Raw genomic sequence first — 24,386 nt, forward strand, 5'->3', positions numbered from 1 at the left:
GAGTTCATCAGCGTCCACGTCAGCGAGCAACAACCCGGAATCGGGGCGCTGGTGCTGGACCGCGAGCCCACCAACGCCTTGACCCGGCAGGCCTACCGGGAGTTGGCCGCCGCGGCCGAGGAGGTCTCCGGCCGCGACGACATCGCCACGGTCGTCATCTTCGGTGGCCACGAGATCTTCTGCGCCGGCGACGACGTCCCCGAACTGAGCACCCTCAGTCGCGCCGAGGCGGAGGCCGCCGACCGGGTGCGCCGGCGGGCCATCGACGCGGTGGCCGCCATCCCCAAACCGACGGTCGCGGCCGTCACCGGTTACGCGCTCGGCGCCGGCCTGAGCCTGGCGCTGGCCGCGGACTGGCGGGTGTGCGGAGACAACGCCAGGCTGGGCGCGACCGAGATCCTGGCCGGACTGGTTCCCGGCGGCGGCGGTTGCGCGCGACTGGCCAGGGCGGTGGGCGACGCCCGGGCCAAGGAACTGGCCTTCAGCGGCCGTTTCGTCACCCCCGAGGAAGCCCTCTCGCTCGGACTCGTCGACGAACTGGCGCCGCCGGACCACGTCTACGACCAGGCACTGGTGTGGGCCGGCCGGTTCGTGGACGCCCCGCCGGCCGCGCTGGCCGGGGTGAAGGCCCTGATCAGCGGATGGGCGCCCGCGGGACCGGACGCCGAGTCCCAGGTTTCGCGCTACGGCGAAGTTTTCGGCGCCACGCACGGCGGTTAGGCTGCCCGGCATGACCGACATCAAGGAGTCCGGCGCCCGGTCGGACCCGGCTCCGAATCCCCATGCCACGGCCGAGCAGGTGCAGGCCGCGCTGAAGGATTCCAAGCTGGCCCAGGTCCTCTACCACGACTGGGAGGCCGAGACCTACGACGAGAAGTGGTCGATCTCCTACGACAAGCGCTGCGTCGACTACGCGCGGGACCTCTTCGACGCCATCGTTCCCGCCGAGGACGTCCGCAACCTCCCGTACGACCGTGCCCTGGAGCTCGGCTGCGGCAGTGGTTTCTTCCTGCTCAACCTCATCCAGGCCGGGGTGGCCCGGCGCGGGTCGGTGACCGACCTGTCGCCCGGGATGGTGCGGGTGGCGGTGCGCAACGGGGAGAATCTCGGGCTGGACGTCGACGGCCGGGTCGCCGACGCCGAGGGCATCCCCTACGACGACGACACCTTCGACCTGGTGGTCGGGCATGCGGTGCTGCACCACATCCCCGACGTGGAGCGCTCGCTGCGCGAGGTGGTACGGGTGCTCAAGCCCGGCGGGCGGTTCGTCTTCGCCGGCGAACCGACCACCGTCGGCAACGGCTACGCCCGCAACCTGTCAACCCTGACCTGGCGGCTGGCGACCAACGCCACCAGGCTGCCCGGTCTGCGCGGCTGGCGCCGCCCGCAGGCCGAGCTCGACGAGTCCTCACGGGCCGCCGCGCTGGAGGCCGTCGTGGATCTGCACACCTTCGACCCTGCCGACCTCGAGCGGATGGCACGCAACGCCGGAGTGGTCGAAATCTCCACGACAACAACGGAATTCACCGCGGCGATGCTGGGCTGGCCACTGCGGACGATCGAGGCCATGGTTCCTCCGGGCAGGCTCGGCTTCAAATGGGCCAAGTTCGGCTTCACCAGTTGGACCACCCTGAACTGGGTCGACGACAACCTCTGGCGGCGGTTCGTGCCGAAGTCGTGGTACTACAACGTCATGATCACCGGGGTCAAACCCTCCTGACGTTCACCCGCGCCGACGTCGCCTATCTCGCCAGTGACGCCGGGTCGGCCGCGCTGGCTGAGGTGGCGGGCTACGGACTGACCGGCGACGGCCTGATCGCCGACGTCGCGGCCATCCGCGAGCGCTTCGCCGGGCACGCCGGAGTACTGGTCCAGACCACGCTGCTGCGACGCAGAGCCGCCGCGAAGTTCGCCGGCCTGGCCGACCCCTCGGGCTGGCTGTTCACCGACGAGGCTCTCCAGCAGGCGACCACCGCGACCGTCGCCCGCCACCGTGCCCGCCGGCTGGCGGGGCGGGCGGTGCACGACGCGACCTGTTCGGTGGGCACCGAACTGGCGGCCCTGCGGGACACCGCCGCTCTCCTGCTCGGCAGCGACGTCGACGAGGTCCGGCTCGCGATGGCCGCCCACAACGTCGACGGGGTTCCGCTGTGCCGGGCGGATGCGCTGCATCCGGTCAGCCGCGACACGGTGGTGCTGCTGGACCCGGCCCGCAGGTCCGGCGGGCGGCGCCGTTTCGACCCGCACGCCTACGCGCCGCCGCTGGATCGGATCATCGCCGGCTACTCCGGCCGCGCGACCGTCGTCAAGTGCGCACCGGGCATCGACTTCGACGCGGTGCGCAGGCTGGGCTTCGACGGTGAGATCGAGGTGACCTCATCGGGCGGATCGGTGCGGGAGGCCTGCCTGTGGTCGCCGCCGCTGGCTGAGCCGGGCGTGCGCCGCCGGGCCAGCGTGCTCGGCGCGGGGCAGGGAACGGTCGAGGAAGTCACCGACGCCGAGCCCGACGACTGCGCGGCGGACGCCGCCGGACGCTGGATCGTCGACCCGGACGGGGCGGTGGTGCGCGCCGGGCTGGTGCGCCAGTACGCGGTGCGCCACGGTCTGTGGCAGCTCGACCCGGAAATCGCCTACCTCACCGGTGACCGGCTGCCCGCCGGGGTCCGCGGATTCGAGGTGATTGAGCAGCTCCCGCTGCGCGAAAAGGTTCTGCGCCAAGCGCTTTGCGCACAGGACTGCGGCCCGCTGGAGATCCTGGTGCGCGGCGTGGACGTCGATCCGGACGTGTTGCGCCGCCGGCTGCAGCCGGCCGGAAGCCAGTCGCTGTCGTTGGTGATCACCCGGATCGGCACCGGCGCCGGAGCCCGCGCGGTGGTGTTTCTCTGCAGGTCGTCCCGGTAGGCTCACCGTCATGCGAAACCTGGCGCTCGCCGCGCTGATCGGAGCTGTGGTCCTGGCGGGCTGCCCGGCGGCGGTCGCGCTGGATCCCTGCGCGACCCTCGGCGGTGTCCGGCAGGGAGCGTCCTGTCACGTCCAGGCCAGCGATCCGGCCTACACCATGGACGTGACGTTCCCGCTGGACTACCCCGACGAACAGGCGATCGTCGACTACCTCAGCCAGACCCGCGAGGGCTTCCTCAACGTCGCCCGGACACCGGACTCGCGAAACCTGCCCTACCAGATGGACGTCAGCGCCGAGTCCCTGCGCTCCGCCCAGACCCGCAGCGTGGTGCTGACGCTGTTCCAGGACGTCGGCAGCGCCCACCCGACGACCTGGTACAAGTCGTTCACCTACGACCTCGGCCGGGCCCGGCCGGTGAGCTTCGAGACGTTGTTCGCACCCGGCGCCGACCCGCTGGAGACCATCTTCCCGATCGTGCAGAAGACGCTGGAGACCGAGACCGGCATGGCGGACAGCATTTCGCCCGGCGACGGCCGGGATCCCACGCACTACCAGAACTTCGCCATCACCGACGATTCGGTGATCTTCTACTTCGGTCGCGCCGAACTGCTGCCGTCCTACGCGGGGGCCACGTCGGTGAAGGTGCCGCGCAGCGAGATCCCGCCGCTGCAACTTTGAGACGCTGAGCTAGGCCGGATCGAAGCTGTAGACCTGGCCTCCGCTGGTGGCCACCACCACCCGGCGGTCGAACCCGACCGACACTCCGACCGGGAACCCGGTGGCATCCGGCAGGGGGTAGCTGTTGAGCGTCCGGCCGTCGGCGGGGTTGAACACCAGCAGCGCAAGCCGTTGCGCTCCGTCGGCCGCCACCACGTAGCCGGCCCGGGCGCCGGCCTGACTGGAGGTGGTCAGCGGGGTGACGTCGTCGCGGCGCCACGCCACCTCGGCACGGTCGCCGGAATCTCTCAGTCCGACCAGGCGGGTATCGGGGCCGCCTCCGGCGATGATCGAGCCGTCCGGCGTCACCGTCGGCGGGGTCTGCGGCTGGAATCCAAGGGGCAGTGACCATTTCGGTTTGCCGTCGGAGGAGTTCAGCGCCCACAGCGTGCCGTCGCGGCCGTTGACGTAGACGGTCCGGCCGTCCGCGGAGAACACCGGGCTGGCCAACACTCCGGCGGTCACCGCCTCGCTGCTCCACGCCGGGGTCAGCAGCGCGGTCTGACCGTCCTGGTAGCGGAGCGCGGTCAGCGCCGATGTTCTCGCGCCGGGCTGCCACACCCCGACCACGGCGATGCCGCTTGCCGCGGAGAACGCCGGCGCGGCGGCCACCGGACAGCCGGGCAGGGCCTGCCGGCAATCGCCCAGCCCGCGGGTGGGGTCGGTCGGGTCGACGCCGTCGACCAGGTCGAGGGGCGTGCCCACCACCTCGCCGCGGTGCGAGTCGAAAACCAGCACCTGCCCGAGGTGGGTCACCACCAACAGCCTGCTGCCGCCGAGAAACCTTGCCGTGGTAGGCATTCCGATGACGGGCGTGCGCCAGCGGACCCACTGCGTCGGCGGGTAGGAGACCATCAGGCCGGGCTGACCGATGTAAAGGTTGTCGAAACCGTCGAACATCGGGCTGGCGAACCCGCCGCCCAGCACCATCCGGGTGCACCACCGCTGGCGGCCGCGGTTGTCGTTCTCCCAGACCATCAACGAGCAGCCGCCGGCGGTCTGACCGTTGACGGCCAGATAGCTGTCGCCGCCCAGCGCCGCCGCCGCGCCCAGTTCGCCCTTGACCGCGCGGCTCCAGGAGAACTCCAGCGCAGCCGCCCCGTCGGTGGGGGAGTAACTGGAGTTCGACGCATCGGCGTACTGGGCCGGCCAGCCGCGGGCCGCGGTGGACTCCACCCAGGAGTCGGTGGTGCCGCAGCCCGCCAGGGAACCGGCCAGCAGCATGGCCGACGCCGAGGCGAGGCCTCGTCGCGCCCAGTGGGGCCGCAGCATCGGTGTCCTTCCGCTCGTGGCGACCGTACAGGCGAGACTAACCCGGGACCCGCACCGGCCTTGGGTAGGCTCAACCGCCATGACGAGCATGTGGGGTGCGCCTATCCACAAGCGCTGGCGGGGTTCCCGGCTGCGCGATCCCCGTCAGGCGCGGTTCCTCACCGCGGCGTCGCTGAAGTGGGTCATCGCCAACCGGGCCTGGACGCCGTGGTACCTGGTGCGTTACTGGCGGCTGCTGAAGTTCAAGCTCGCCAACCCGCACATCATCACCCGCGGCATGGTCTTCCTCGGCAAGGGCGTCGAGATCCACGCCACCCCGGAACTGGCGCAGATGGAGATCGGCCGGTGGGTGCACATCGGCGACAAGAACACCATCCGGGCCCACGAGGGCTCGCTGCGGCTGGGCGACAAGGTGGTCTTCGGCCGCGACAACGTCATCAACTGCTACATCGACATCGAGTTCGGCGAGTCGGCGCTGATGGCCGACTGGTGCTACGTCTGCGACTTCGACCACAAGATGGACAACATCGAGCTGCCGATCAAGGACCAGGGCATCGTCAAGACCCCGGTGCGCATCGGCCCGGATGTCTGGATCGCGGCGAAGGTGACCATTCTGCGCGGCACCAGGATCGGGCGCGGCTGCGTGCTCGGCGCGCACGCGGTGGTCAAGGGCGACATCCCGGACTTCTCGATCGCCGTCGGCTCGCCGGCCAAGGTGGTCAAGAACCGCAAGCTGGCCTGGGAGACCTCGGCGGCCGAAAGAGCCGAGCTTGCCGCCAATCTGGCGGACATCGAGCGCAAGAAGGCCGCCAGGTAGCGCCAGTTCGACACCAGGGCTGCTGATCGGCCGCAGCCGCAGCCGTGAGGGCGATCTCGCGGCGGCGCTCAGCGGTCGGGCAGGGCGCGCTCGACGATCGGCCGGCGTTCCAGCGGCTCGCGTTCGCGCCGCTTGGCGGCCAGGTAGACCTGCGCGGTCCGGGCGGCCACGGTGTGCCAGTCGAAGTCGGCGCTGAGGCGCTTGCGGGCAGCCACCGCCCGGCGCTGCGCGGCGGCCGGATCGTCGAGGACCGCGCGCACCGCCCCCGCCAGGGCGGCCACGTCGCGCGGCGGGCACGACATCCCCGTCACACCGTCGATCACCGCCTCGCCCAGGCCGCCGACGTCGGTCGTCACCAGCGGCGCACCCGCCGCCGCCGCTTCGAGCGCGACGATGCCGAACGGCTCGTAGTGGCTGGGCAGTACGGCCGCGTCGGCGCGGTGCAGCAGCCCGAGCAACTCGTCGTGGTCGACGCGCCCGGCGAACCTGACGCACTTGAGCACCTTGTGTTTCCGCGCCACCTCGACCAGCCAGTCCTCCTGGGTGCCGTCGCCGGCGACGGTCAGCGTGGTGCCGGGGTGGCTGCGGCGGATGCGCGGCAGCGCCGCGATCGCGTCGTGGACGCCCTTCTCGTACTCCAGGCGTCCGAAGTAAAGCAGCTCCGGCGGACCGCCGTGCTCCCGGCGTGTTCGGAAAGGCCAACGGCGGGAATCGATTCCGTTGGGAATCACGGTGGTCTCAGCCAGCCCGGGGCCGAACAGCTCGGTGATCTCCTCGGCCATCGACGCCGAACAGGCGATCAGCGCATCCGATTCGCGCGCCAGCCACGATTCGGCGGCGTGCACCTGCCGGCTGATCGGCCCGGACACCCAACCCGAGTGGCGACCGGCTTCGGTGGCGTGGACGGTCGAGACCAACGGCACATCGAAGAACCCGGCCAGCGCGACGGCGGGGTGGGCGACAAGCCAGTCGTGGGCGTGCACCACGTCGGGCTGCCAGGACCCGTGCAGCGCCAACCCGGCGCGGATCATGGCGTGGCCCATCGCCAGCGTCCAGGGCATCATGTCGCGGGCGAAGTCGAACTCGTGCGGGTCCTGCGCGGCCGCGATGACCCGCACCCCCTCGTGGCGCTCGTCGGTGGTGGGGTGACTGGCCGGATCGGTGCCGAAAGGCCGGCGGGACAGCACGACCACGTCGTGGCCGTCGGCGGCCAGCGCGGTGGCCAGTTGATAGACGTGGCGGCCCAGACCGCCGATGACCACCGGCGGGTACTCCCACGAGATCATCAGGATCTTCATGGGCGCGGCAGGCGCCGGGCGTCCAGGCCGCCGAACAGGCCGTCGGCCCGGTTCCACCCCTCCGCCAGCCGCTGGGCTGTGTCCCGGCGCCCGGCGAGCAGCGCGTCGGCGATCTCGCGGGTGGCGTGCGCGTGCAGGTGGGCCCGATAGCGCGCGTAGTCGCCCGCCGAGTCCTTGCTGACCATGAACGGCCAGTCGCTGGAAACGGTCAAAAGGGTCTCGCGCAGGATCTGGTCGGCCACCGGATCGCGCGTCGAGGCGGTGTCGGTCTGCGCCAGCGCTTTGTCCACGCAGGCCAGCGCGGTGTCGACCACCTCGTTGTTGAGCTGGACCAGGTCGGCCACCTTATCCCCGGCCCAGACCTGCCAGTCCTTGCCGGAACCCCACGAGCTCGGCGGCAAATCCACTGCGGCGCCGAGGAATCCGTTCTCTCTGGCGTCGCGCAGGGTGCCGACCCGGATCCCTGCCTCGGGCAGGGCGCGCAGCAGGCGCTCCAGCCAGACCGGGCCCTCGTACCACCAGTGGCCGAACAGTTCGGTGTCGAAGGCGGCCACTACGTGCGCGGGCCGGCCGATGCGCTCGGACTCGCCGATCAGACGCGCGCGCACCAGATCGACGAAATCATCGACGTGGGCGTCGATCGCGCGGTCGGCGCGGGCCGGGTCGTAGGGAGCCTTGGCTTCGGAGTCGATGTTGCGACCGGTGACCCGGGCCGGCTTGAGTCCGGTGAGGTGGTCGTAGGTATGGAAGTCGCGGTAGGCCGCGTGCCCCGGATAACCCGACCGCGGCGACCACACCCGGTAGCTCACCTGCAGGTCGCGGCCGAAGGCCACCACATCGCTGTCCCCGACCGGTCGGCCGAGGGCGGTGTCGCCGTGCAGCGACGGGCCGTCCACCATGAAGTGGCCCACCCCGGCGGCGGCGTAGTCGTGCTCCATGCCCGGTGCGTACGCGCACTCCGGCGCCCAGATTCCCGTCGGGACGTGGCCCAGTCGCTGGCCGGCGTCGGCCAGGCCCTCGCGCAGTGCGAACTCGCGCAGCCGCGGGTGCAGCAGCGGCTGGAACGGATGCGCCAGCGGACCGCCGAGCAACTCCACCGTGCCGGCGTCGATGAGTTCACGCAGCAGCGGACTGGCGCCGTGCCGCCACAGCGAGGTGAAGTCCTCCAGTGCCCGGGTGGCCTCGTCGTACTCGCGAACCCCGAACCGGCGCAACGCTTCCGGTGTGGTCGCCGTACCCGGGGCGGCCCCGGTGGGGATGTGCACGTTGGCGGCCTCCATCGCGCGCAGCTGCCAGTTGGCCAGCCAGCGGTGCATCCCGTCGAGGCAGTACGGGTCGTCCAGTTGCGCGGTGACCACCGGTGTCAGGCCCAGGGTGACCAGGCCGTGGCGATCCTCGGCCGCCAGCGTCCGCAGCACCCGCATCAACGGCAGGTAGGCGGCAGCCCAGGACTGGAACAGCCACTCCTCGCCGACCGGCCAGCGGCCGTGGTGGGCCAGCCACGGCAGGTGGGTGTGCAGGACGAGGCTGAACTGTCCCGGGACGGAGGCCTGAGGTGTGCTCACGGGCGAACCGCGATCGCCAGCAGGTCCAGGCTGTCGTCGATGTCTCGCCCGGACTCCCCGACGATCTCGAAGTCCTCGCAGCGCACCGCCGCCACGTCGGCCAGCAGATCGGCCGGCCAGGGCGCGTCGGCCAGCGCCCGGGCGATCTGGGCGTCGATGATCGAGCCGCCGTGCCGGGCGTCCATCTCGGCCAGCCGCGGCCCGTGGAAGACCCCGTAGACCCCCTCGATCCCGAAGCCGCCGTCCTCGAGTAGCTCGCGCAGTTCGGCGGCGTTGAGTTCGCGGGTGTGAAAGGGGTTGACCGGGGTGTCGCTGCCCGGGGTGAAGGTGATCCGGTTGGGCGTGGAGATCAGCAGCCGCCCACCCGGACGCAACAACCGTAAGCATTCGGTAATGAACTGTGGCTGATCCCACAAATGCTCGATGACCTGGAAGTTCACCACAACATCGACCGAGGAGTCGGGCATCGGAACGGCCGCCAGATTGGCGGCCAGGACGTCGACCCGGGGGTAGCGGACGCGTACGTGGCCCACTGTCGCCGAGTCGTAGTCGACGGCCACCACCCGGCGTGCCACCGAGGCGATCAGATCGGCTCCGTAGCCCTCCCCGCAGCCCGCCTCAAGTACGTCTTGACCTGCGCAGATGTCGGTGCAGCGGAGGTAGGCGACCTGGTGGCGGCGGAACCAGTAATTCTCCTCCGCCAGACCGGGGACGGTCCGCTCGCCGGTCAGCGGAAGCCCGCCGTCGGCCGCGTCCGTCAGGTGTGCGCTCATCGCAAGGCAGGCTAGCCTGCCTTGCCCGATTCGCGAACCCGTCGGGTCGTGACGGGCCTGCGGGAACACCCTCCGCGGCAAGCTATCGTTATGGTGCGATCCACCAGAAGTTACCGACCAGTAACATGGTGTGGTCAGCGGAAGTGCCCCACAGTGCGACCCGGCCCCGGGCCGCGCGACGCCAGCCAGGAGGACGTAGAGGCCATGACGAACATCGTGGTGCTGATCAAGCAGGTCCCGGACTACGCGGACCGCAGGCTCACCGACAGCGACTTCACCCTCGACCGCGCCGGATCGGACGCCGTTCTGGACGAGATCAACGAGAAGGCCGTCGAAGAGGCGCTGCAGATCAAGGAGCGCGAGGAGGCCGCCGGCGGCCAGAGCTCCGTGACCGTGCTGACCGCCGGGCCGGAGAAGGCCGGCGAGGCGATCCGCAAGGCGCTGTCGATGGGCGCCGACAAGGGCGTGCATCTTCTCGACGAGGGCCTGCACGGGTCCGACATGGTCCAGACCGGCTGGGCGCTGGCTCGCGCGCTGGGCGCGGTGGAGGGCACCGATCTGGTGATCACCGGCAACGCTGCCAGCGACGGCACCGGCGGCGCCATCCCGGCCATCATCGCCGAGTACCTGGGATTGCCGCAGCTGACCCACATGCGCACCCTGGTCATCGAGGGCGACAAGATCAGCGGCGAACGCGAGACCGACGAGGGCGTCCTGCGCGTCGAGGCCACGCTGCCGGCGGTGGTCAGCGTGCACGAGAAGATCAACGAACCGCGCTTCCCCTCCTTCAAGGGCATCATGGCCGCCAAGAAGAAGGAAGTGACCACCATGACCCTGGCCGACATCGGGGTCGAGGCCGACGAGGTGGGTCTGGCCAACGCGGTCTCCAAGGTGCAGTCCTCCACGCCGAAGCCGCCGAAGTCGGCCGGCGAGAAGCTCACCGACGAAGGCGACGGCGGCACCAAGATCGCCGAGTACCTGGTCGCCCAGAAGATCATCTGAACCCCGGATCATCCATTCCCCACGACCGTTCGAGAAAGAAGAGCATCAATGGCTGAAGTACTCGTGCTCGTCGAGCACTCCGAAGGTGCGGTCAAGAAGGTCACCTCTGAACTCCTCACCGCCGCAACGGCTCTCGGTGAACCCGCAGCCGTCGTGATCGGCGCCCCCGGCACCGCCGCACCTCTGGTCGAGGGCCTGAAGGCGGCGGGCGCGGCCAAGATCTACGTGGCCGAGTCCGATGCCGCGGCGAATGTCCTGATCACCCCCTACGTCGACGTCCTGGCCAACCTCGTCGAGTCGGCCGGACCGGCGGCGGTGATCCTGGCCGCCACCGCGGAGGGCAAGGAGATCGGCGGCCGGCTGGCGGCGCGGATCGGCTCGGGCATCCTTTCCGACGTCATCGCGGTCAAGGAGGGCGGCATCGGGGTGCACTCGGTCTTCGGCGGCGCCTACACCGTCGAGGCCAAGGTCGACGGCGACGTTCCGGTGATCACCGTTCGCCCCGGTGCGGTCGAACCGGCCGCCGCAGCCGGCGCCGGGGAGCAGGTCACCGTCGAGGTGCCCGCCCCGGCCGACAACGCCGTGCGCATCCTGTCCCGCCAGCCCGCGCAGAAGAGCGCGCGCCCGGAGCTGACCGAGGCCAAGATCGTGGTCGCCGGCGGCCGCGGCGTGGGCAGCGCCGACAAGTTCACCGTGGTCGAGGACCTCGCCGACGTGCTCGACGGGGCGGTCGGCGCATCCCGCGCCGCGGTGGACTCGGGCTACTACGAGGGCCAGTTCCAGGTCGGCCAGACCGGCAAGACGGTGTCCCCGCGCCTGTACATCGCGCTGGGCATCTCCGGGGCCATCCAGCACCGTGCCGGCATGCAGACCTCGAAGACGATCGTCGCGGTCAACAAGGACGAGGAGGCGCCCATCTTCGAGATCTCCGATCTCGGGGTCGTCGGCGACCTGTTCAGCGTCACGCCGCAGCTGACCGAGGCCATCAAGGCCCGCAAGGGCTGATCGTCAGCCGCAGAAGCTCCCGCACGCCGGGCGTGCCGGGAGCTTTTGCGTCTGCGCGGCAGCAAACCGAGCGCCGGTATCCTGAACAGGCCATGAGCCAGACCCGGCCGGTCTATCTCGACCACGCAGCCACCACCCCGATGCACCCAGCCGCCATCGAGGCGATGACGGTCGCACTGGCCGGGGTCGGCAACGCCTCCTCCCTGCACACCGCCGGCCGGGCCGCCCGGCGCCGGCTGGAGGAGGCCCGCGAGAGCCTCGCCGGGCGACTGGGGGCGCGGCCCTCGGAGGTCGTCGTCACCGCCGGCGGCACCGACAGCGACAATCTGGCGGTCAAGGGCATCTACTGGGCCCGCCGCGACGCCGACCCGAAGCGCCGGCGCATCATCACCACCGCCGTCGAACACCACGCCGTGCTCGACGCGGTCGGGTGGCTGGCCGCGCACGAGGGCGCCGAGGTGAGCTATCTGCCCACCGAGGCGGACGGATCGGTCAGCGCGGCTGCTCTGCGGGAGGCACTCGAAGCTCACGACGACGTAGCCCTGGTCTCGGCCATGTGGGCCAACAACGAGGTCGGAACCATTCTGCCGGTCGCCGAAATGGCATCCGTCGCAGCGGAATTCGGCGTCCCGATGCACAGTGACGCCGTGCAGGCCGTGGGCCAGCTGCCGGTCGACTTCGGTACGTCCGGCCTCGCGGCGCTGAGCATCACCGCCCACAAGTTCGGTGGTCCGACCGGGGTCGGCGCGCTGCTGCTGCGGCGTGACGCGGCGTGCGTGCCGCTGCTGCACGGCGGTGGCCAGGAACGCGACGTGCGATCCGGCACCGTCGACGTCGCGGGCGCGGCCGCGATGGCGGCCGCGGCCGAGATCGCCGTGGGATCCCGGGAGGCGACGGCGGCGCGGCTGAGCGCCCTGCGGGACCGGCTGATCGACGGCGTGCTCGGTTCGGTCGACGACGTCAGCCTCAACGGAGCCCGCGGCGAGCGGCGGCTGCCGGGCAACGCCCACTTCACCTTCGGCGGCTGCGAAGGCGACTCGCTGCTGATGCTCCTCGATGCCGGGGGAGTGGAGTGCTCGACCGGGTCGGCGTGCACCGCCGGGGTCGCGCGGGCCTCGCACGTCCTGCTGGCGATGGGCGCCGACCCCGGGCACGCCCGCGGCTCGCTGCGGCTCTCGCTGGGTCACACCAGCACGGCCGACGACGTCGACGCCGCGTTGCGGGTGCTGCCGGCCGCCGTCGACCGGGCCCGCCAGGCGGCCCTGGCCAGTTCGGCGCTGAGCGGCCCGCGATGAAGGTGCTGGCCGCGATGAGCGGCGGCGTGGACTCCTCGGTGGCCGCGGCGCGGATGGTCGACGCCGGTCACGAGGTGGTCGGCGTGCACCTGGCGCTGTCGCACGCCCCCGGGACGCTGCGCACCGGCTCGCGGGGCTGCTGCTCCAAGGAGGATGCCGGCGACGCCCGCCGGGTGGCTGACCGGCTCGGAATCCCCTTCTACGTCTGGGATTTCGCGGACCGGTTCAAAGCGGACGTGATCGACGACTTCGTGTCCGCCTACGCCCGGGGCGAGACCCCCAACCCCTGTGTGCGCTGCAACGAGCGGATCAAGTTCGCCGCCCTGGCCGCCCGCGCGGTCGCGCTGGGCTTCGACGCGGTGGCCACCGGGCACTATGCCCGGCTGTCGCAGGGCCGCCTGCGCCGGGCGGTCGACCGCGACAAGGACCAGTCCTATGTGCTAGGGGTGCTGACCGCAGAGCAACTGGCGCACGCGGTTTTCCCGGTGGGCGACACCCCCAAGCCGGCGATCCGCGAGGAGGCCGCGCGCCGGGGTCTGGCGGTCGCCGACAAGCCCGACAGCCACGACATCTGCTTCATTCCCTCCGGCGACACCCGGGCCTTCCTCGGTGAGCGCATCGGGGTGCGCCCCGGCGCGGTGGTGGACGCCGGCGGAGCGGTGCTGGCCCGCCATGACGGGGTGCACGGTTTCACCATCGGACAGCGCAAGGGCCTGGGCATCCCGGGCCCGGGACCCGACGGCGCCCCGCGCTACGTCACCGGGATCGACGCGGAGTCGGGAACCGTTCGGGTCGGTGCGGCGGCGGATCTGGAGGTGCGGACGCTGACCGGCCGTCAGCCCGTCTTCACCTCCGGCGCCGTCCCTGCCGGCCCGGTGGAGTGCGAGGTCCAGGTTCGCGCCCACGGCGGGGTGGCGCCCGGGGTCGCCGAGGTCGCCGACGGCCGGATCACCATGACGCTGCGCCGCCCGCTGCGCGGCGTCGCGCCGGGCCAGACCATGGTGCTCTACCGCCCCGACCCGGACGGCGACGAGGTGACCGGCAGCGCGACGATCTGCTGACGAGCGCCCCTCACTTGTCCAGGGGCTCGGCGACCAGGCTGTCGGACACGTCGACCATCGGCCGCATGTTCACCCTGATCCCGCCGCCGAAGGGAACGTCGAGGGTCAGAACGAGAGCCATCGCGATGGCCAGCACCAGGGCCCAGCCGTACATGAGATAGGGCCCGACGACCTCGGCGGCCGCGACGCCCATCACCACCGCCAGCAGCGCGCCCGACGCGACGAGAAGACCGGTCATCAGTCCCGGCAGGCTGCGCTGGGATACCGCCGCCACCTTCGCCTGCGCGGTGGTCAGTGCGGCCGCAGCGAGAGTCATGGCGTTCGACTCGGCGGCTGTGGTCTGTTTCGAGTACGCCACGTTGTGCACGCTGTGCTGCAGGGTGTCGAAGGCCTGGGCCGACGGCAGGCCGGTGGTGTCACCGACCGCCAGGAACCTCGGATCCTGTTCGGCGGCGGCGGTCAGGTAGCGGTCGAGGTTGCCGATCACCTGCGCGGCGCCGGTCTTGTCGGCGATCGCCTTGGTGGCCCAGGCGAGCTGCTGCGCCGAAGTCGCCTGGGCGTCGACGGCCTCCTGGCCGGCGCTCATCGCCGACCATGTCATCGTCGCCGCGAACCCGATGAGAAAGGCGAACATCGTGCCTATCGGACCGAGTGTCTTGGTGGCGTAGTCGGTCACCTGGTCCTGGCGATCCTTGGACGCGACGCGGCGCACCGCGAACCTGGCCGCCGCGCTCATCCCGGCGAAGAAGGCGAAACACATTCCGATGAGCAGCCACCAGGGCGACTCGTGAATCAGTGTGAGCACGCTAAGACTTTAAAGCTTGAGTCCGATCACGCTCAGACTTCAAGGCCCGCCGGTGCGCACCGGCACCGGGTCGAATACCTTCGGCCGGTGAGTGTTTTCGCCGCCGCGACCGGTGTCGGCTCCTGGCCGGGCTCGAGCCCGCGGGAAGCCGCCGCGGTGGTCGTCGGCGAACTGCACCAGCTGCCCTACCTTCCGGAACTGCCCGCCCGCGGGGTGGGCGCCGACATGATCGGCCGGGCCGGGGCGCTGCTGGTCGACATCGCCATCGACACCTCGGCGCGCGGATACCGCATCGCGGCCCGCCCCGGCGCGGTCAGCCGCCGGGCCGCCAGCCTGCTCGACGAGGACATCGACGCCCTCGAGGAGGCGTGGGAGAAAGCCGGGGGGGCCGGGCGCACCGTCAAGGTGCAGGCGCCCGGACCGGTCACCCTGGCGGCCGACCTGGAACTGGCCAACGGGCACCGGGCGATCACCGACCCCGGCGCGCTGCGCGACCTGGCCGCCTCGCTGGCCGAGGGGATGGCCGTCCACCGCGCCGCCCTGGCCCGGCGACTGGCGACACCGGTGGTGGTGCAGTTCGACGAGCCGATGCTGCCGGCCGCCCTGGCCGGCCGGCTGGCCGGGGTGACGGCACTGACCCCGGTGCATCCGGTCGACGAGACCCTGGCGATCGCGCTGCTCGACGAGTGCGCAGACACCGTCGGGGGTGAGGTGCTGCTGCACATCTGCGCGGGCGATCCGCCATGGAAGGTGTTGCAGCGCAGCCGGATCAGCGCGATCTCGGTCGATCCGGCGATGCTGGACGCCGACGGACTGGACGGGCTCGGGGAGTTCGTCGACTCCGGCCGCGGCGCGGTGCTGGGACTGGTGCCGGTGCGCGCCCCCGAGCAGCGCCCGTCGGCCGAGGAACTGGCCCTCGCCGCGGCCGCCGTCACCGACCGGCTCGGCTTTCCGCGCTCGGTGCTCGGTGAGCGGGTCGGGGTCAGTCCGGCCTGCGGGCTGGCCGGCGCGAGCGAGTCGTGGGCCCGGGCCGCGACCGTTCTGAGTCAGCGGGCCGCGTCCGCGATAGCCGCCGACCCGGGAGCGATCTAGGCGCGCTCCGCTAGCCTGCCAGGGTGGCATCTGAGGACGCGGACTCCGACCCGATCGCGCCGGATGTCCGCCGCCGCTGGCAGCAGATCGCCGACGAGGTGCGGGAGCACCAGTTCCGCTACTACGTCAAGGACGCGCCGATCGTCTCCGACGCCGACTTCGACGCGCTGTTCAACGAACTGCTCGCCCTCGAGCAGCGCTACCCCGAACTGCGGGCGCCCGATTCGCCGACCCAGCTCGTCGGCGGGGCCGGCTTCGCCACCGAGTTCACCGCGGCCGAGCACCTCGAACGCATGCTGTCCCTCGACGACGTGTTCAACGCCGATGAGCTGGTGGCCTGGTCGAACCGGGTGGAGAACGAGATCGGCCCGGATCCGGGCTATCTGTGCGAACTCAAGGTCGACGGGGTGGCCATCGCGCTGCTCTACCGCGACGGCAAGCTGGAGCGCGCCGCCACCCGCGGTGACGGCCGGGTCGGGGAGGACGTCACCCTCAACGCCCGCACCATCGGAGACATCCCGGAAAACCTCACGCCGTCAGCGGATTTCGCCACTCCGGCGGTCCTGGAGGTGCGCGGCGAGGTGTTCTTCATGGTCGCCGATTTCGAGAACCTCAATGCCAGCCTGGTCGAGGACGGCAAGCCGCCCTTCGCCAACCCGCGTAACAGCGCCGCCGGGTCGCTGCGCCAGAAGAACCCGGCCGTCACCGCCCGCCGGCCGCTGCGGATGATCTGCCACGGCCTGGGTCACGCCGAGGGTTTCCGGCCCGACACGCTGCACGAGGCGTACCTGGCGCTCAAGGCGTGGGGGCTGCCGGTCTCCGGTCACACCACCCGGGTGCGGGGCCTGGCCGCCGTGCGGGAGCGCATCGACCACTGGGGGGAGCGCCGGCACACCATCGAGCACGAGATCGACGGCGTGGTGGTCAAGGTCGACGACTTCGCCCAGCAGCGCCGGCTCGGCGCCACCTCTCGGGCACCACGCTGGGCGGTTGCCTACAAGTACCCGCCCGAGGAGGCGCAGACCAGACTGCGCGACATCCGGGTGAACGTCGGCCGCACCGGCCGGGTCACCCCGTTCGCCTTCATGGACCCGGTTCGAGTCGCCGGATCCACGGTCAGCCTGGCGACCCTGCACAACGCCTCGGAGGTCAAGCGGAAGGGCGTGCTCATCGGCGACGCCGTGGTGATCCGCAAGGCCGGGGACGTCATCCCCGAGGTGCTCGGCCCGGTGGTCGATCTGCGTGACGGCACCGAGCGAGAGTTCGTCATGCCCACCCACTGCCCGGAGTGCGGAACCGTCCTGGCTCCGGCCAAGGAGGGCGACGTCGACATCCGCTGCCCGAACGCGCGGTCGTGCCCGGCGCAGTTGCGCGAGAGGGTCTTTCACATCGCCGGCCGCGGCGCGCTGGACATTGAGGGCCTGGGCTACGAGGCCGCCACCGCGTTGCTCGAGGCGGACATCATCAGCGACGAGGGCGACCTGTTCGGCCTGCGCGCCGAGGACCTGGCCAAGTCGGACTTCTTCCGCACCAAGGCAGGCGAACTGTCGGCCAACGCCAACCGGCTGCTGAAGAACCTCGGGCAGGCCAGGGACCGGCCGCTGTGGCGGATCCTGGTGGCGCTGTCCATCCGCCACGTCGGGCCGACGGCGGCCCGGGCGCTGGCCACGGCGTTCGGCACGCTCGAGGCGATCATGGCCGCAGGCGAGCAGCAGCTGGCCGATGTCGAGGGCGTCGGTCCCACCATCGCCGCCGCGCTGCGGGAGTGGTTCGAGGTGGACTGGCACCGCGCGATCGTCGAGAAGTGGCGCGCGGCCGGGGTCAGGATGGCCGACGACCGCGACACCGCCATCACGCCGACACTGGCCGGGCTGACGGTTGTGGTGACCGGATCGCTCACCGGTTTCTCCCGCGACGAGGCCAAGGAGGCCATCATCATCCGCGGCGGCAAGGCGGCCGGTTCGGTGTCGAAGAAGACCTCGTATGTGGTGGCCGGCGACGCGCCGGGGTCGAAGTACGACAAGGCGGTCGAACTCGGGGTGCCGATTCTCGACGAGGAGGGGTTCGTCCGGTTGCTCGACGAGGGCCCGCCGCCCGAACCGGCCGGCCCAGACCCGCTCAGCGCAGCAGAGTAGCCACGATGCCGGCCAGATAACCCAGCCGGGCGACCTCCGAGGGCCGGAACTGCGGGCCGCCCGGACGGCCCAGCACCACCGCCGTCGCCGGGTCGCCCAGCGGTGCCGCGGCCAGGGTGGTGTCCATGTCCCGCCACAGCCGGGGCACCCAGTCCCCGGAGGCGTCCAGGGCCGCAGCCGCCGCGAGGGGCAGCCACGGGGTCTCGGCGGCCTGCGTCTCCGGGGCGCTGGGGCTGCCGACCAATCGCCGCGGGCCGGCCCCGGTGGCCTCGACGACGGTGCACCAGCCCACCCGCAGGATCCGCGGCGCCTCGTCGACGAGCGCGCGCAGCTTGGCCGCGCGGCCGTCGGCGGCGGCGACGTGGTCGATGAGTTCCAGTTCGCGGTGCGCCTCCAGGAGCCCGGTGTGCGGGCGGATGGTCTCCACCCGGACGCCGGCGATGCCTTCGGCGGCGGTGATGAGCGCGTCGGGCATCGCATCGGCCGGCAGGTCGACAACCAGGTCGTCGACGACCCAGTTCGCATCGTCGGGGCCGGATCCGCGTTCCACCACGTCCAGCGACAGGATGTCGGCCCCCACCGAACCCAGCGCCAGCGCCAGCGCACCCAGGCTGCCCGGCCGGTCCTCGAGTTCCACCCGAAGCAGATACGAACGCACGCGCCCACTGTCGCACAGCCCGTCCGGCCGGGCATGTCAGCGGGCCGCCGGGGGGTCGATAGGCTTACCCGCCGTGTCCACCATCTCCCGGGAAGACGTCGCCAAACTGGCCAAGCTCGCCCGTCTGGCGCTCACCGACGACGAAATCGACGGTTTCGCAGGTCAGCTCGACGCGATCCTCGGCTACGTGGGTCAGATCCAGGCCGTCGACACCAGCGGCATCACGCCCACCGGTAATCCGCGCAAGAGCGAGAACGTCACCCGCCCCGACGTGGTGCACACCAGCCTCAGCCAACGGGAAGCCCTCGCCGAGGCGCCGGCGGCCGAGGACGGCCGCTTCGCCGTGCCGCAGATCCTCGGGGAGGCCGAGTAGTGAGCGAGATCGTCCGCCTGGACGCCGCGACCCTCGGCGCCCGGATCGCCGGCGGGGAACTGAGCTCCACCGAGGTGACCAGGGCCTGCCTGGACCAGATCGCCGCCACCGACGAGCACTACCACGCCTTCCTGCACGTCGCCGCCGAGGAGGCGCTGGCCGCCGCGGCCAAGGTCGACGCGGCGGTGGCCGCCGGACAGGAACTGCCCTCCCCGCTGGCCGGAGTTCCGCTGGCGCTCAAGGATGTTTTCACCGCCACCGACATGCCGACCACCTGCGGCTCGAGGATCCTCGAAGGGTGGGTGTCGCCCTACGACGCGACGGTGACCGCCCGGATCCGGGCGGCCGGCATCCCGATCCTGGGCAAGACCAACATGGACGAGTTCGCGATGGGCTCCTCCACGGAGAACTCGGCGTTCGGCCCCACCCGCAATCCGTGGGACACCGACCGTGTTCCCGGCGGGTCCGGCGGCGGAAGCGCCGCCGCCCTCGCGGCCTTCCAGGCGCCGCTGGCCATCGGATCGGACACCGGCGGCTCGATCCGTCAGCCGGCCGCGCTCACCGCGACCGTCGGCGTCAAACCCACCTACGGCACGGTGTCGCGCTACGGACTGGTGGCCTGCGCCTCGTCGCTGGACCAGGGCGGCCCGTGCGCGCGCACCGTGCTGGACACCGCGCTGCTGCACGCCGTCATCGCCGGCTACGACCCACGCGACTCCACCTCGCTGGACATCCCGATTCCCGATGTGGTCGGCGCGGCTAAGGCCGGCGCGACCGGGGACCTGAGCGGGGTGCGCATCGGGGTCGTCACCCAGCTGCGCAGTGGCGAGGGTTACCAGGCCGGGGTGCTGGCGGCGTTCAACGACGCGGTGAGCCGGCTCGCCGCGCTCGGGGCGGACATCCGCGAAGTCGACTGCCCCAATCTGGACCACTCGCTGTCGGCCTACTACCTGATCCTGCCGTCGGAGGTGTCGAGCAACCTGGCCCGCTTCGATGCGATGCGCTACGGCCTGCGGGTCGGCGACGACGGCAGCCGCAGCGCCGAGGAGGTGATGGCGCTGACCCGCGCGGCCGGCTTCGGCCCGGAAGTCAAGCGGCGCATCATGATCGGCACCTACGCGCTGTCGGCGGGCTATTACGACGCCTACTACAACCAAGCCCAGAAGGTGCGCACGCTGATCGCCGCCGACCTCGACGAGGCCTACCGCAGCGTCGACGTCCTGGTCTCCCCGGCGACCCCGACGACGGCCTTCCGGCTCGGCGAGAAGGTCGACGACCCGCTGGCGATGTATCTGTTCGATCTGTGCACGCTGCCGCTGAACCTGGCCGGGCACGCCGGCATGTCGGTGCCCTGCGGGCTCTCTCCCGACGACAACCTGCCGGTCGGCCTGCAGATCATGGCGCCGGCGATGGCCGACGACAGGCTCTACCGGGTCGGGGCCGCCTACGAGGCCGCCCGCGGCCCGCTGCCGTCGGCGATCTAGGTCCGCCGGCCTCAGCGCAGCAGGGAGTTTGCCGCCGCCTCGCCGCTGGCGTAGGCGCCGTGCACGGTCCCGGCGTGCTCGCGGGAACAGGCCTCGCCGGCGAAGACCCGGCGCCCCTCCGATTCGGCGAGCGCATCGCGGTCGGCCGGGGAACTCCCGACGGCGATGAACGAATAGCTGCCCAGCGAGAAGGGATCGACCGACCAGGACGAGCGCAGCAGACCGGTCGGTGCGGAGACGTCGGGGAACGCGGGCCTCAGTGCCGCCGTCGAGCCGGCGACGACGTCGGCATCGGTCGTTTTCTCGACCGCGCGGGCGAACCTGCCCGCGTTGAACATCATCAGCGCCGGCACGTCGACCAGGCCGGTCAGGCTCAGGGACTCCACCCACTGACCGCGCCGCGACGCGTCGGGGACCAGGTCGACGAGTTCGGTGCCGGAGGGCCAGAACGCCGAGCCGAATCGCAGGCAGGTCTTGGACAGCGCGCCCATCCCGAGCCGGGCCACCGCGGCGGCCTTCGACTCCGCCAGTGGCGGGGTGAACCGGATCGAGGAGGCCTTGAGCACACCGAGTGGAACGGTCACGACCACCGCGTCCGCGTCGAATTCGCCCCCCGAGGTGATCACGACGGCGCGATTGCCCGAAGTGTCGACGCTCGTGACGACGTGGCCGAGGCGAACATCGAGACCGTCGGCCACCGCGTCGACGATCTCGTCGTAGCCGTCGGGCAGGAAAACATCGCCGCCGTCCTCCCGGCCGCCGGCGTCGAAGTGGTTGGCCGACAGGTCGGTCGCGTCAGCGGCGTACTCGTGCTCGATCGACTCGGTGATCCCCATCTCGACGGCGATGCGCGCCGGGGTGTCGAGGTTCGCCGCGCCGATGGCGCGGTCCAGAGCCGTGCGGAGGGGCTCGTCGCTGTCGGGGGAGTCCTCGCGGCCGACCTCGACCAGATCGGCCACCTGCGACTCGAGGTCGTCGAGGGTGTCGTCGGGAAGCCGCCGGCCATCCGGGCCGTACACCGCCGAGTCGTAGTCGGCGGGCCGGGTCGCGATGCCGTTGGCCGCGGCCAGTGCGGCGATCGGGTTGTTATCGACGCCGTGGATCCAGGACGCGCCGAGATCCACCGGAACGCCCCAGGACCGGTCGGTGTGGATGCGTCCGCCGATGCGGTCGCGGGCCTCCAGCACGACCACCCTGCGCCCCCTCGACGTGAGCACCTCGGCGGCGCGCAGGCCGGCGATTCCGGCGCCGATGACCAGGACGTCCGCCGTCCGCCCTGTGCCCGGCGTACCGGCGCCCGGCGTACCGGTGCCTGGCGTACCGGCGCCCGGCGTACCGGCGCCCCGCGTCCCGCAGCCGGCCAGGCCCGCGGGCAGGGCGAGTGCGGCCAGGCGCAGGACATCGCGGCGCGGGATCGGGATCACCCCGGCGACGTTATCCGCCGGGCGCCCCACGCGCCCGGACACCAGGCGGTTAGATAGGCCCATGCGAATCGGAGTCCTCACCGGCGGCGGCGACTGCCCCGGCCTCAACGCCGTGATCCGCGCGGTGGTGCGCACCTGCGACGCCCGCTACGGATCCTCGGTGGTGGGTTTCCTCGACGGCTGGCGCGGTCTGCTGGAGAACCGGCGGATCCAGCTGTTCAACGACGACCGCAACGACCGCCTGCTGGCCAAGGGCGGCACCATGCTGGGGACCGCGCGCACCAACCCGGAGCGGTTGCGCGCCGGCATCGAGGAGATCAAGCAGACGCTGGAGGACAACGGGATCGACGTGCTGATCCCGATCGGGGGCGAGGGCACGCTGACCGCGGCGCACTGGCTGACCGAGGAGGGCGTGCCGGTGGTCGGGGTGCCCAAGACCATCGACAACGACATCAACTGCACCGACGTCACCTTCGGCCACGACACGGCGCTGCAGATCGCCACCGAGGCCATCGACCGGCTGCACAGCACCGCCGAGTCGCACCAGCGGGTGATGCTGGTGGAGGTGATGGGCCGGCACGCCGGGTGGATCGCGCTGAACTCGGGGCTGGCTTCGGGTGCGCACATGACGCTGATCCCCGAGCAGCCCTTCGACGTCGAAGAGGTCTGCCGGCTGGTCAAGCATCGCTTCCAGCGCGGCGCCTCGCATTTCATCTGCGTGGTCGCCGAGGGCGCCAAGCCGGCCGAGGGGTCCATGGAACTGCGCTCCGGCGGGGTGGACGAATTCGGCCACGAACGCTTCACCGGCGTGGCCCAGCAACTGGCGCACGAAGTGGAGAAGCGCATCCGCAAGGAGGTCCGCGTCACCGTGCTGGGCCACATCCAGCGCGGCGGCACCCCGACCGCCTACGACCGGGTTCTGGCCACCCGATTCGGGGTCAACGCCGCCGACGCCGCCCACGCGGGTGAGTACGGGGTGATGGTCTCGCTGCGCGGCGAGGAGATCGCCCGGGTCCCGCTGGTCGACGCCGTCCGCGAGCTGAAGCTGGTGCCGCTGAGCCGCTACGACGACGCCGCGGCCTTCTTCGGCTGATTCCGTTCCCGGCACCCCGATCAGCGCCCTCTAGGATCGGAGGCCATGACCGCCGCAGCGCCCGCCGAACTGCTGGACTACGACGTCGTCGTCGCCCGCTTCGACCCGGTGCTGGGTCTGGAAGTCCACGTCGAACTGTCGACGGCCACCAAGATGTTCTGCGGCTGCCCCACCGCCTTCGGAGCCGAGCCCAACACCCAGGTGTGCCCGGTGTGCCTGGGCCTGCCCGGCGCGCTGCCGACCCTCAACGAGGCCGCCGTGGAGTCGGCCATCCGGATCGGCCTGGCGCTGAACTGCCAGATCGCCTCCTGGTGCCGGTTCGCCCGGAAGAACTACTTCTATCCCGACCTGGCCTAGAACTACCAGATATCTCAGTACGAAGAGCCGCTAGCCTTCAACGGCCACGTAGAGGTCCCGCACGTGGACGGCTGCACATTCCGGGTGGACATCGAGCGCGCCCACATGGAGGAGGACACCGGCAAGCTCACCCACGTCGGCAGCGACACCGGTCGCATCCACGGCGCGACGACCTCGCTGCTGGACGTCAACCGCGCCGGCGTGCCGCTGATCGAGATCGTCACCAAACCCATCGAGGGGGCCGGTGCCCGCGCCCCGGAGGTGGCCCGCGCCTACGTCACCGCGCTGCGGGACCTGCTGCGTGCCCTGGACGTCTCCGACGTCCGGATGGACCAGGGATCGCTGCGCTGCGACGCCAACGTGTCGCTGCGGCCGATCGGGCAACGGGAGTTCGGCACCCGCACCGAGACCAAGAACGTGAACTCGCTCAAGAGCGTCGAGGTGGCCGTGCGGTACGAGATGCGCCGCCAGGCAGCGGTGCTGGACGCCGGCGGCACCGTCCACCAGGAGACCCGGCACTTCCACGAGGACGGGCACACCTCACCCGGCCGGGATAAGGAGACCGCCGAGGACTACCGCTACTTCCCGGAGCCAGACCTCGAGCCCGTCGCGCCCGGCGCGGATCTGGTGGAGCGGCTGCGCGGCACCATCCCGGAGCTTCCGTGGCTGTCGCGCAAGCGGATTCAACAGGACTGGGGCGTGTCCGACGAAGTCATGCGCGACCTCGTCAACGCCGGCGCGGTGGAACTGGTCGCAGCCACCGTCGGGCACGGCGCCTCCAGCGAGTCCGCCCGCGCGTGGTGGGGCAATTTCCTGGTGCAGAAGGCCAACGAGAGCGGTGTGGCCGTCGATGAACTGGCCATCACGCCCCGGCAGGTCGCCACGGTCATCGCCCTGGTCGACGACGGCACGCTGTCCAACAAACTGGCCCGCCAGGTGGTCGAGGGGGTGCTGGCCGGCGAGGGCGATCCCGAACAGGTGATGGCCGGCCGCGGACTGGCCCTGGTCCGCGACGACTCGCTGATCCAGGCCGCGGTCGACGAGGCACTGGCGGCAAGTCCGGACATCGCCGAGAAGATCCGCGGCGGCAAGGTCCAGGCCGCCGGAGCGATCGTCGGCGCGGTGATGAAGGCGACGAGGGGACAGGCCGACGCGGCCCGGGTGCGTGAGTTGGTGCTGGCCGCCTGCGGCCAGGGCGGATAGGTCCGACCGGGTCAATCCATTACCAGCCTGTACCAGTTCGGAACCGACCGGTTGT

At 71.4% G+C, this 24,386-nt stretch carries 21 protein-coding genes and 1 pseudogene; 15 read left to right on the forward strand and 7 right to left on the reverse strand.

All coding sequences use genetic code 11. The features are described from left to right. The 4 genes from ACKOQ4_RS02510 to ACKOQ4_RS02525 all read left to right on the forward strand — a co-directional run. The coding region (locus tag ACKOQ4_RS02510; RefSeq protein WP_526288504.1) for an enoyl-CoA hydratase at positions 1–720 on the forward strand (720 nt) is incomplete at its 5' end. Between the two features lie 10 nt (positions 721–730). Further along, positions 731–1,720: a class I SAM-dependent methyltransferase gene (locus ACKOQ4_RS02515; protein WP_526288506.1), complete on the forward strand. Its 990-nt coding sequence runs from the start codon at positions 731–733 to the stop codon at positions 1,718–1,720. After that, positions 1,654–2,901 carry a THUMP-like domain-containing protein gene (locus ACKOQ4_RS02520; RefSeq protein WP_526288544.1) on the forward strand — a complete coding sequence of 416 codons (1,248 nt, stop codon included), beginning with the start codon at positions 1,654–1,656 and terminating at the stop codon, positions 2,899–2,901. The genes ACKOQ4_RS02515 and ACKOQ4_RS02520 overlap by 67 nt, the downstream gene beginning before the upstream one ends. 10 nt (positions 2,902–2,911) lie before the next feature. Beyond that, entirely contained in the window at positions 2,912–3,580 is a 669-nt protein-coding gene (locus ACKOQ4_RS02525) for an esterase (RefSeq protein ID WP_526288508.1), read from the forward strand. Between the two features lie 9 nt (positions 3,581–3,589). On the opposite strand, the gene ACKOQ4_RS02530 is transcribed toward ACKOQ4_RS02525, so the two are convergent. Continuing rightward, entirely contained in the window at positions 3,590–4,891 is a 1,302-nt protein-coding gene (locus ACKOQ4_RS02530; protein ID WP_526288510.1) for a BamB-related PQQ repeat family beta-propellar protein, read from the reverse strand. Positions 4,892–4,970: 79 nt separating this feature from the next. Here ACKOQ4_RS02530 and ACKOQ4_RS02535 point away from each other — a divergent pair, with 79 nt between their 5' ends. Continuing rightward, positions 4,971–5,708 (forward strand): acyltransferase, encoded by a 738-nt coding sequence (locus ACKOQ4_RS02535; protein WP_526288512.1) that lies wholly within the window; start codon positions 4,971–4,973, stop codon positions 5,706–5,708. Between the two features lie 68 nt (positions 5,709–5,776). Here the strand turns inward: ACKOQ4_RS02535 and ACKOQ4_RS02540 are convergent, their stop codons facing one another. From ACKOQ4_RS02540 to ACKOQ4_RS02550, 3 genes are read right to left on the reverse strand one after another with little or no spacing between them, the layout of a single operon-like run. Next, complete coding sequence (locus ACKOQ4_RS02540; protein WP_526288514.1) at positions 5,777–7,006, reverse strand: glycosyltransferase family 4 protein; 1,230 nt, start codon at positions 7,004–7,006, stop codon at positions 5,777–5,779. Continuing rightward, positions 7,003–8,571 carry a 1,4-alpha-glucan branching protein domain-containing protein gene (locus ACKOQ4_RS02545; RefSeq protein WP_526288516.1) on the reverse strand — a complete coding sequence of 523 codons (1,569 nt, stop codon included), beginning with the start codon at positions 8,569–8,571 and terminating at the stop codon, positions 7,003–7,005. The genes ACKOQ4_RS02540 and ACKOQ4_RS02545 overlap by 4 nt, the downstream gene beginning before the upstream one ends. Then, complete coding sequence (locus ACKOQ4_RS02550; RefSeq protein ID WP_526288518.1) at positions 8,568–9,344, reverse strand: class I SAM-dependent methyltransferase; 777 nt, start codon at positions 9,342–9,344, stop codon at positions 8,568–8,570. The genes ACKOQ4_RS02545 and ACKOQ4_RS02550 overlap by 4 nt, the downstream gene beginning before the upstream one ends. A gap of 204 nt (positions 9,345–9,548) precedes the next feature. Between ACKOQ4_RS02550 and ACKOQ4_RS02555 the strand changes: the two genes are divergently transcribed. The 4 genes from ACKOQ4_RS02555 to mnmA all read left to right on the forward strand — a co-directional run bounded on the left by ACKOQ4_RS02555 (position 9,549) and on the right by mnmA (position 13,707). Then, positions 9,549–10,346, forward strand: coding sequence for an electron transfer flavoprotein subunit beta/FixA family protein (locus ACKOQ4_RS02555; RefSeq protein ID WP_526288520.1), 798 nt, complete (start codon positions 9,549–9,551; stop codon positions 10,344–10,346). A gap of 48 nt (positions 10,347–10,394) precedes the next feature. After that, on the forward strand, positions 10,395–11,351 hold the full coding sequence (locus ACKOQ4_RS02560) for an electron transfer flavoprotein subunit alpha/FixB family protein (RefSeq protein ID WP_526288522.1): 957 nt from the start codon (positions 10,395–10,397) through the stop codon (positions 11,349–11,351). A 92-nt stretch (positions 11,352–11,443) separates the two neighbouring features. Further along, positions 11,444–12,646 carry a cysteine desulfurase family protein gene (locus ACKOQ4_RS02565; protein WP_526288524.1) on the forward strand — a complete coding sequence of 401 codons (1,203 nt, stop codon included), beginning with the start codon at positions 11,444–11,446 and terminating at the stop codon, positions 12,644–12,646. Then, positions 12,643–13,707 carry a tRNA 2-thiouridine(34) synthase MnmA gene (gene mnmA / locus ACKOQ4_RS02570; RefSeq protein ID WP_526288526.1) on the forward strand — a complete coding sequence of 355 codons (1,065 nt, stop codon included), beginning with the start codon at positions 12,643–12,645 and terminating at the stop codon, positions 13,705–13,707. Before ACKOQ4_RS02565 ends, mnmA begins: the two co-directional genes overlap by 4 nt. A gap of 10 nt (positions 13,708–13,717) precedes the next feature. Here the strand turns inward: mnmA and ACKOQ4_RS02575 are convergent, their stop codons facing one another. Further along, entirely contained in the window at positions 13,718–14,512 is a 795-nt protein-coding gene (locus tag ACKOQ4_RS02575; protein ID WP_526288528.1) for a bestrophin-like domain, read from the reverse strand. 87 nt (positions 14,513–14,599) lie between these two features. Here ACKOQ4_RS02575 and ACKOQ4_RS02580 point away from each other — a divergent pair, with 87 nt between their 5' ends. Together ACKOQ4_RS02580 and ligA are read left to right on the forward strand one after the other, a co-directional pair. Beyond that, positions 14,600–15,604 carry a uroporphyrinogen decarboxylase/cobalamine-independent methonine synthase family protein gene (locus ACKOQ4_RS02580; RefSeq protein WP_526288530.1) on the forward strand — a complete coding sequence of 335 codons (1,005 nt, stop codon included), beginning with the start codon at positions 14,600–14,602 and terminating at the stop codon, positions 15,602–15,604. Between the two features lie 23 nt (positions 15,605–15,627). Further along, the gene (ligA, locus tag ACKOQ4_RS02585) at positions 15,628–17,739 is read left to right on the forward strand and encodes an NAD-dependent DNA ligase LigA (protein ID WP_526288532.1); all 2,112 of its coding nucleotides are present in this window, start codon (positions 15,628–15,630) and stop codon (positions 17,737–17,739) included. Here ligA and ACKOQ4_RS02590 read toward each other — a convergent pair. Further along, entirely contained in the window at positions 17,723–18,397 is a 675-nt protein-coding gene (locus tag ACKOQ4_RS02590) for an ACT domain-containing protein (protein ID WP_526288534.1), read from the reverse strand. The genes ligA and ACKOQ4_RS02590 overlap by 17 nt on opposite strands. A gap of 73 nt (positions 18,398–18,470) precedes the next feature. On the opposite strand from ACKOQ4_RS02590, the gene gatC reads away from it, so the two are divergent. Then, on the forward strand, positions 18,471–18,770 hold the full coding sequence (gene gatC, locus ACKOQ4_RS02595) for an Asp-tRNA(Asn)/Glu-tRNA(Gln) amidotransferase subunit GatC (RefSeq protein ID WP_526288536.1): 300 nt from the start codon (positions 18,471–18,473) through the stop codon (positions 18,768–18,770). Further along, complete coding sequence (gene gatA / locus ACKOQ4_RS02600) at positions 18,770–20,254, forward strand: Asp-tRNA(Asn)/Glu-tRNA(Gln) amidotransferase subunit GatA (protein WP_526288538.1); 1,485 nt, start codon at positions 18,770–18,772, stop codon at positions 20,252–20,254. The genes gatC and gatA overlap by 1 nt, the downstream gene beginning before the upstream one ends. 11 nt (positions 20,255–20,265) lie before the next feature. Here the strand turns inward: gatA and ACKOQ4_RS02605 are convergent, their stop codons facing one another. Continuing rightward, on the reverse strand, positions 20,266–21,678 hold the full coding sequence (locus ACKOQ4_RS02605) for an FAD-dependent oxidoreductase (RefSeq protein ID WP_526288540.1): 1,413 nt from the start codon (positions 21,676–21,678) through the stop codon (positions 20,266–20,268). A gap of 61 nt (positions 21,679–21,739) precedes the next feature. Between ACKOQ4_RS02605 and ACKOQ4_RS02610 the strand changes: the two genes are divergently transcribed. Further along, positions 21,740–22,771 (forward strand): 6-phosphofructokinase, encoded by a 1,032-nt coding sequence (locus ACKOQ4_RS02610; RefSeq protein WP_526288542.1) that lies wholly within the window; start codon positions 21,740–21,742, stop codon positions 22,769–22,771. A 45-nt stretch (positions 22,772–22,816) separates the two neighbouring features. Next, a pseudogene (gene gatB / locus ACKOQ4_RS02615) lies at positions 22,817–24,331 on the forward strand (Asp-tRNA(Asn)/Glu-tRNA(Gln) amidotransferase subunit GatB). Positions 24,332–24,386 lie beyond the last annotated feature (55 nt).

The sequence above is a fragment of the Mycobacterium sp. genome (assembly GCF_046095365.1).
Taxonomy (GTDB): Bacteria; Actinomycetota; Actinomycetes; order Mycobacteriales; family Mycobacteriaceae; genus Mycobacterium.

Bases quoted from the DNA above. Each gene is read 5' to 3' on its own strand.
- ACKOQ4_RS02515 (WP_526288506.1), top strand. From the start codon at position 731: ATGACCGACATCAAGGAGTCCGGCGCCCGGTCGGACCCGGCTCCGAAT.
- ACKOQ4_RS02525 (WP_526288508.1), top strand. From the start codon at position 2,912: ATGCGAAACCTGGCGCTCGCCGCGCTGATCGGAGCTGTGGTCCTGGCG.
- ACKOQ4_RS02530 (WP_526288510.1), bottom strand. From the start codon at position 4,891: ATGCTGCGGCCCCACTGGGCGCGACGAGGCCTCGCCTCGGCGTCGGCC.
- ACKOQ4_RS02535 (WP_526288512.1), top strand. From the start codon at position 4,971: ATGACGAGCATGTGGGGTGCGCCTATCCACAAGCGCTGGCGGGGTTCC.
- ACKOQ4_RS02540 (WP_526288514.1), bottom strand. From the start codon at position 7,006: ATGAAGATCCTGATGATCTCGTGGGAGTACCCGCCGGTGGTCATCGGC.
- ACKOQ4_RS02550 (WP_526288518.1), bottom strand. From the start codon at position 9,344: ATGAGCGCACACCTGACGGACGCGGCCGACGGCGGGCTTCCGCTGACC.
- ACKOQ4_RS02555 (WP_526288520.1), top strand. From the start codon at position 9,549: ATGACGAACATCGTGGTGCTGATCAAGCAGGTCCCGGACTACGCGGAC.
- ACKOQ4_RS02560 (WP_526288522.1), top strand. From the start codon at position 10,395: ATGGCTGAAGTACTCGTGCTCGTCGAGCACTCCGAAGGTGCGGTCAAG.
- ACKOQ4_RS02565 (WP_526288524.1), top strand. From the start codon at position 11,444: ATGAGCCAGACCCGGCCGGTCTATCTCGACCACGCAGCCACCACCCCG.
- mnmA (WP_526288526.1), top strand. From the start codon at position 12,643: ATGAAGGTGCTGGCCGCGATGAGCGGCGGCGTGGACTCCTCGGTGGCC.
- ACKOQ4_RS02610 (WP_526288542.1), top strand. From the start codon at position 21,740: ATGCGAATCGGAGTCCTCACCGGCGGCGGCGACTGCCCCGGCCTCAAC.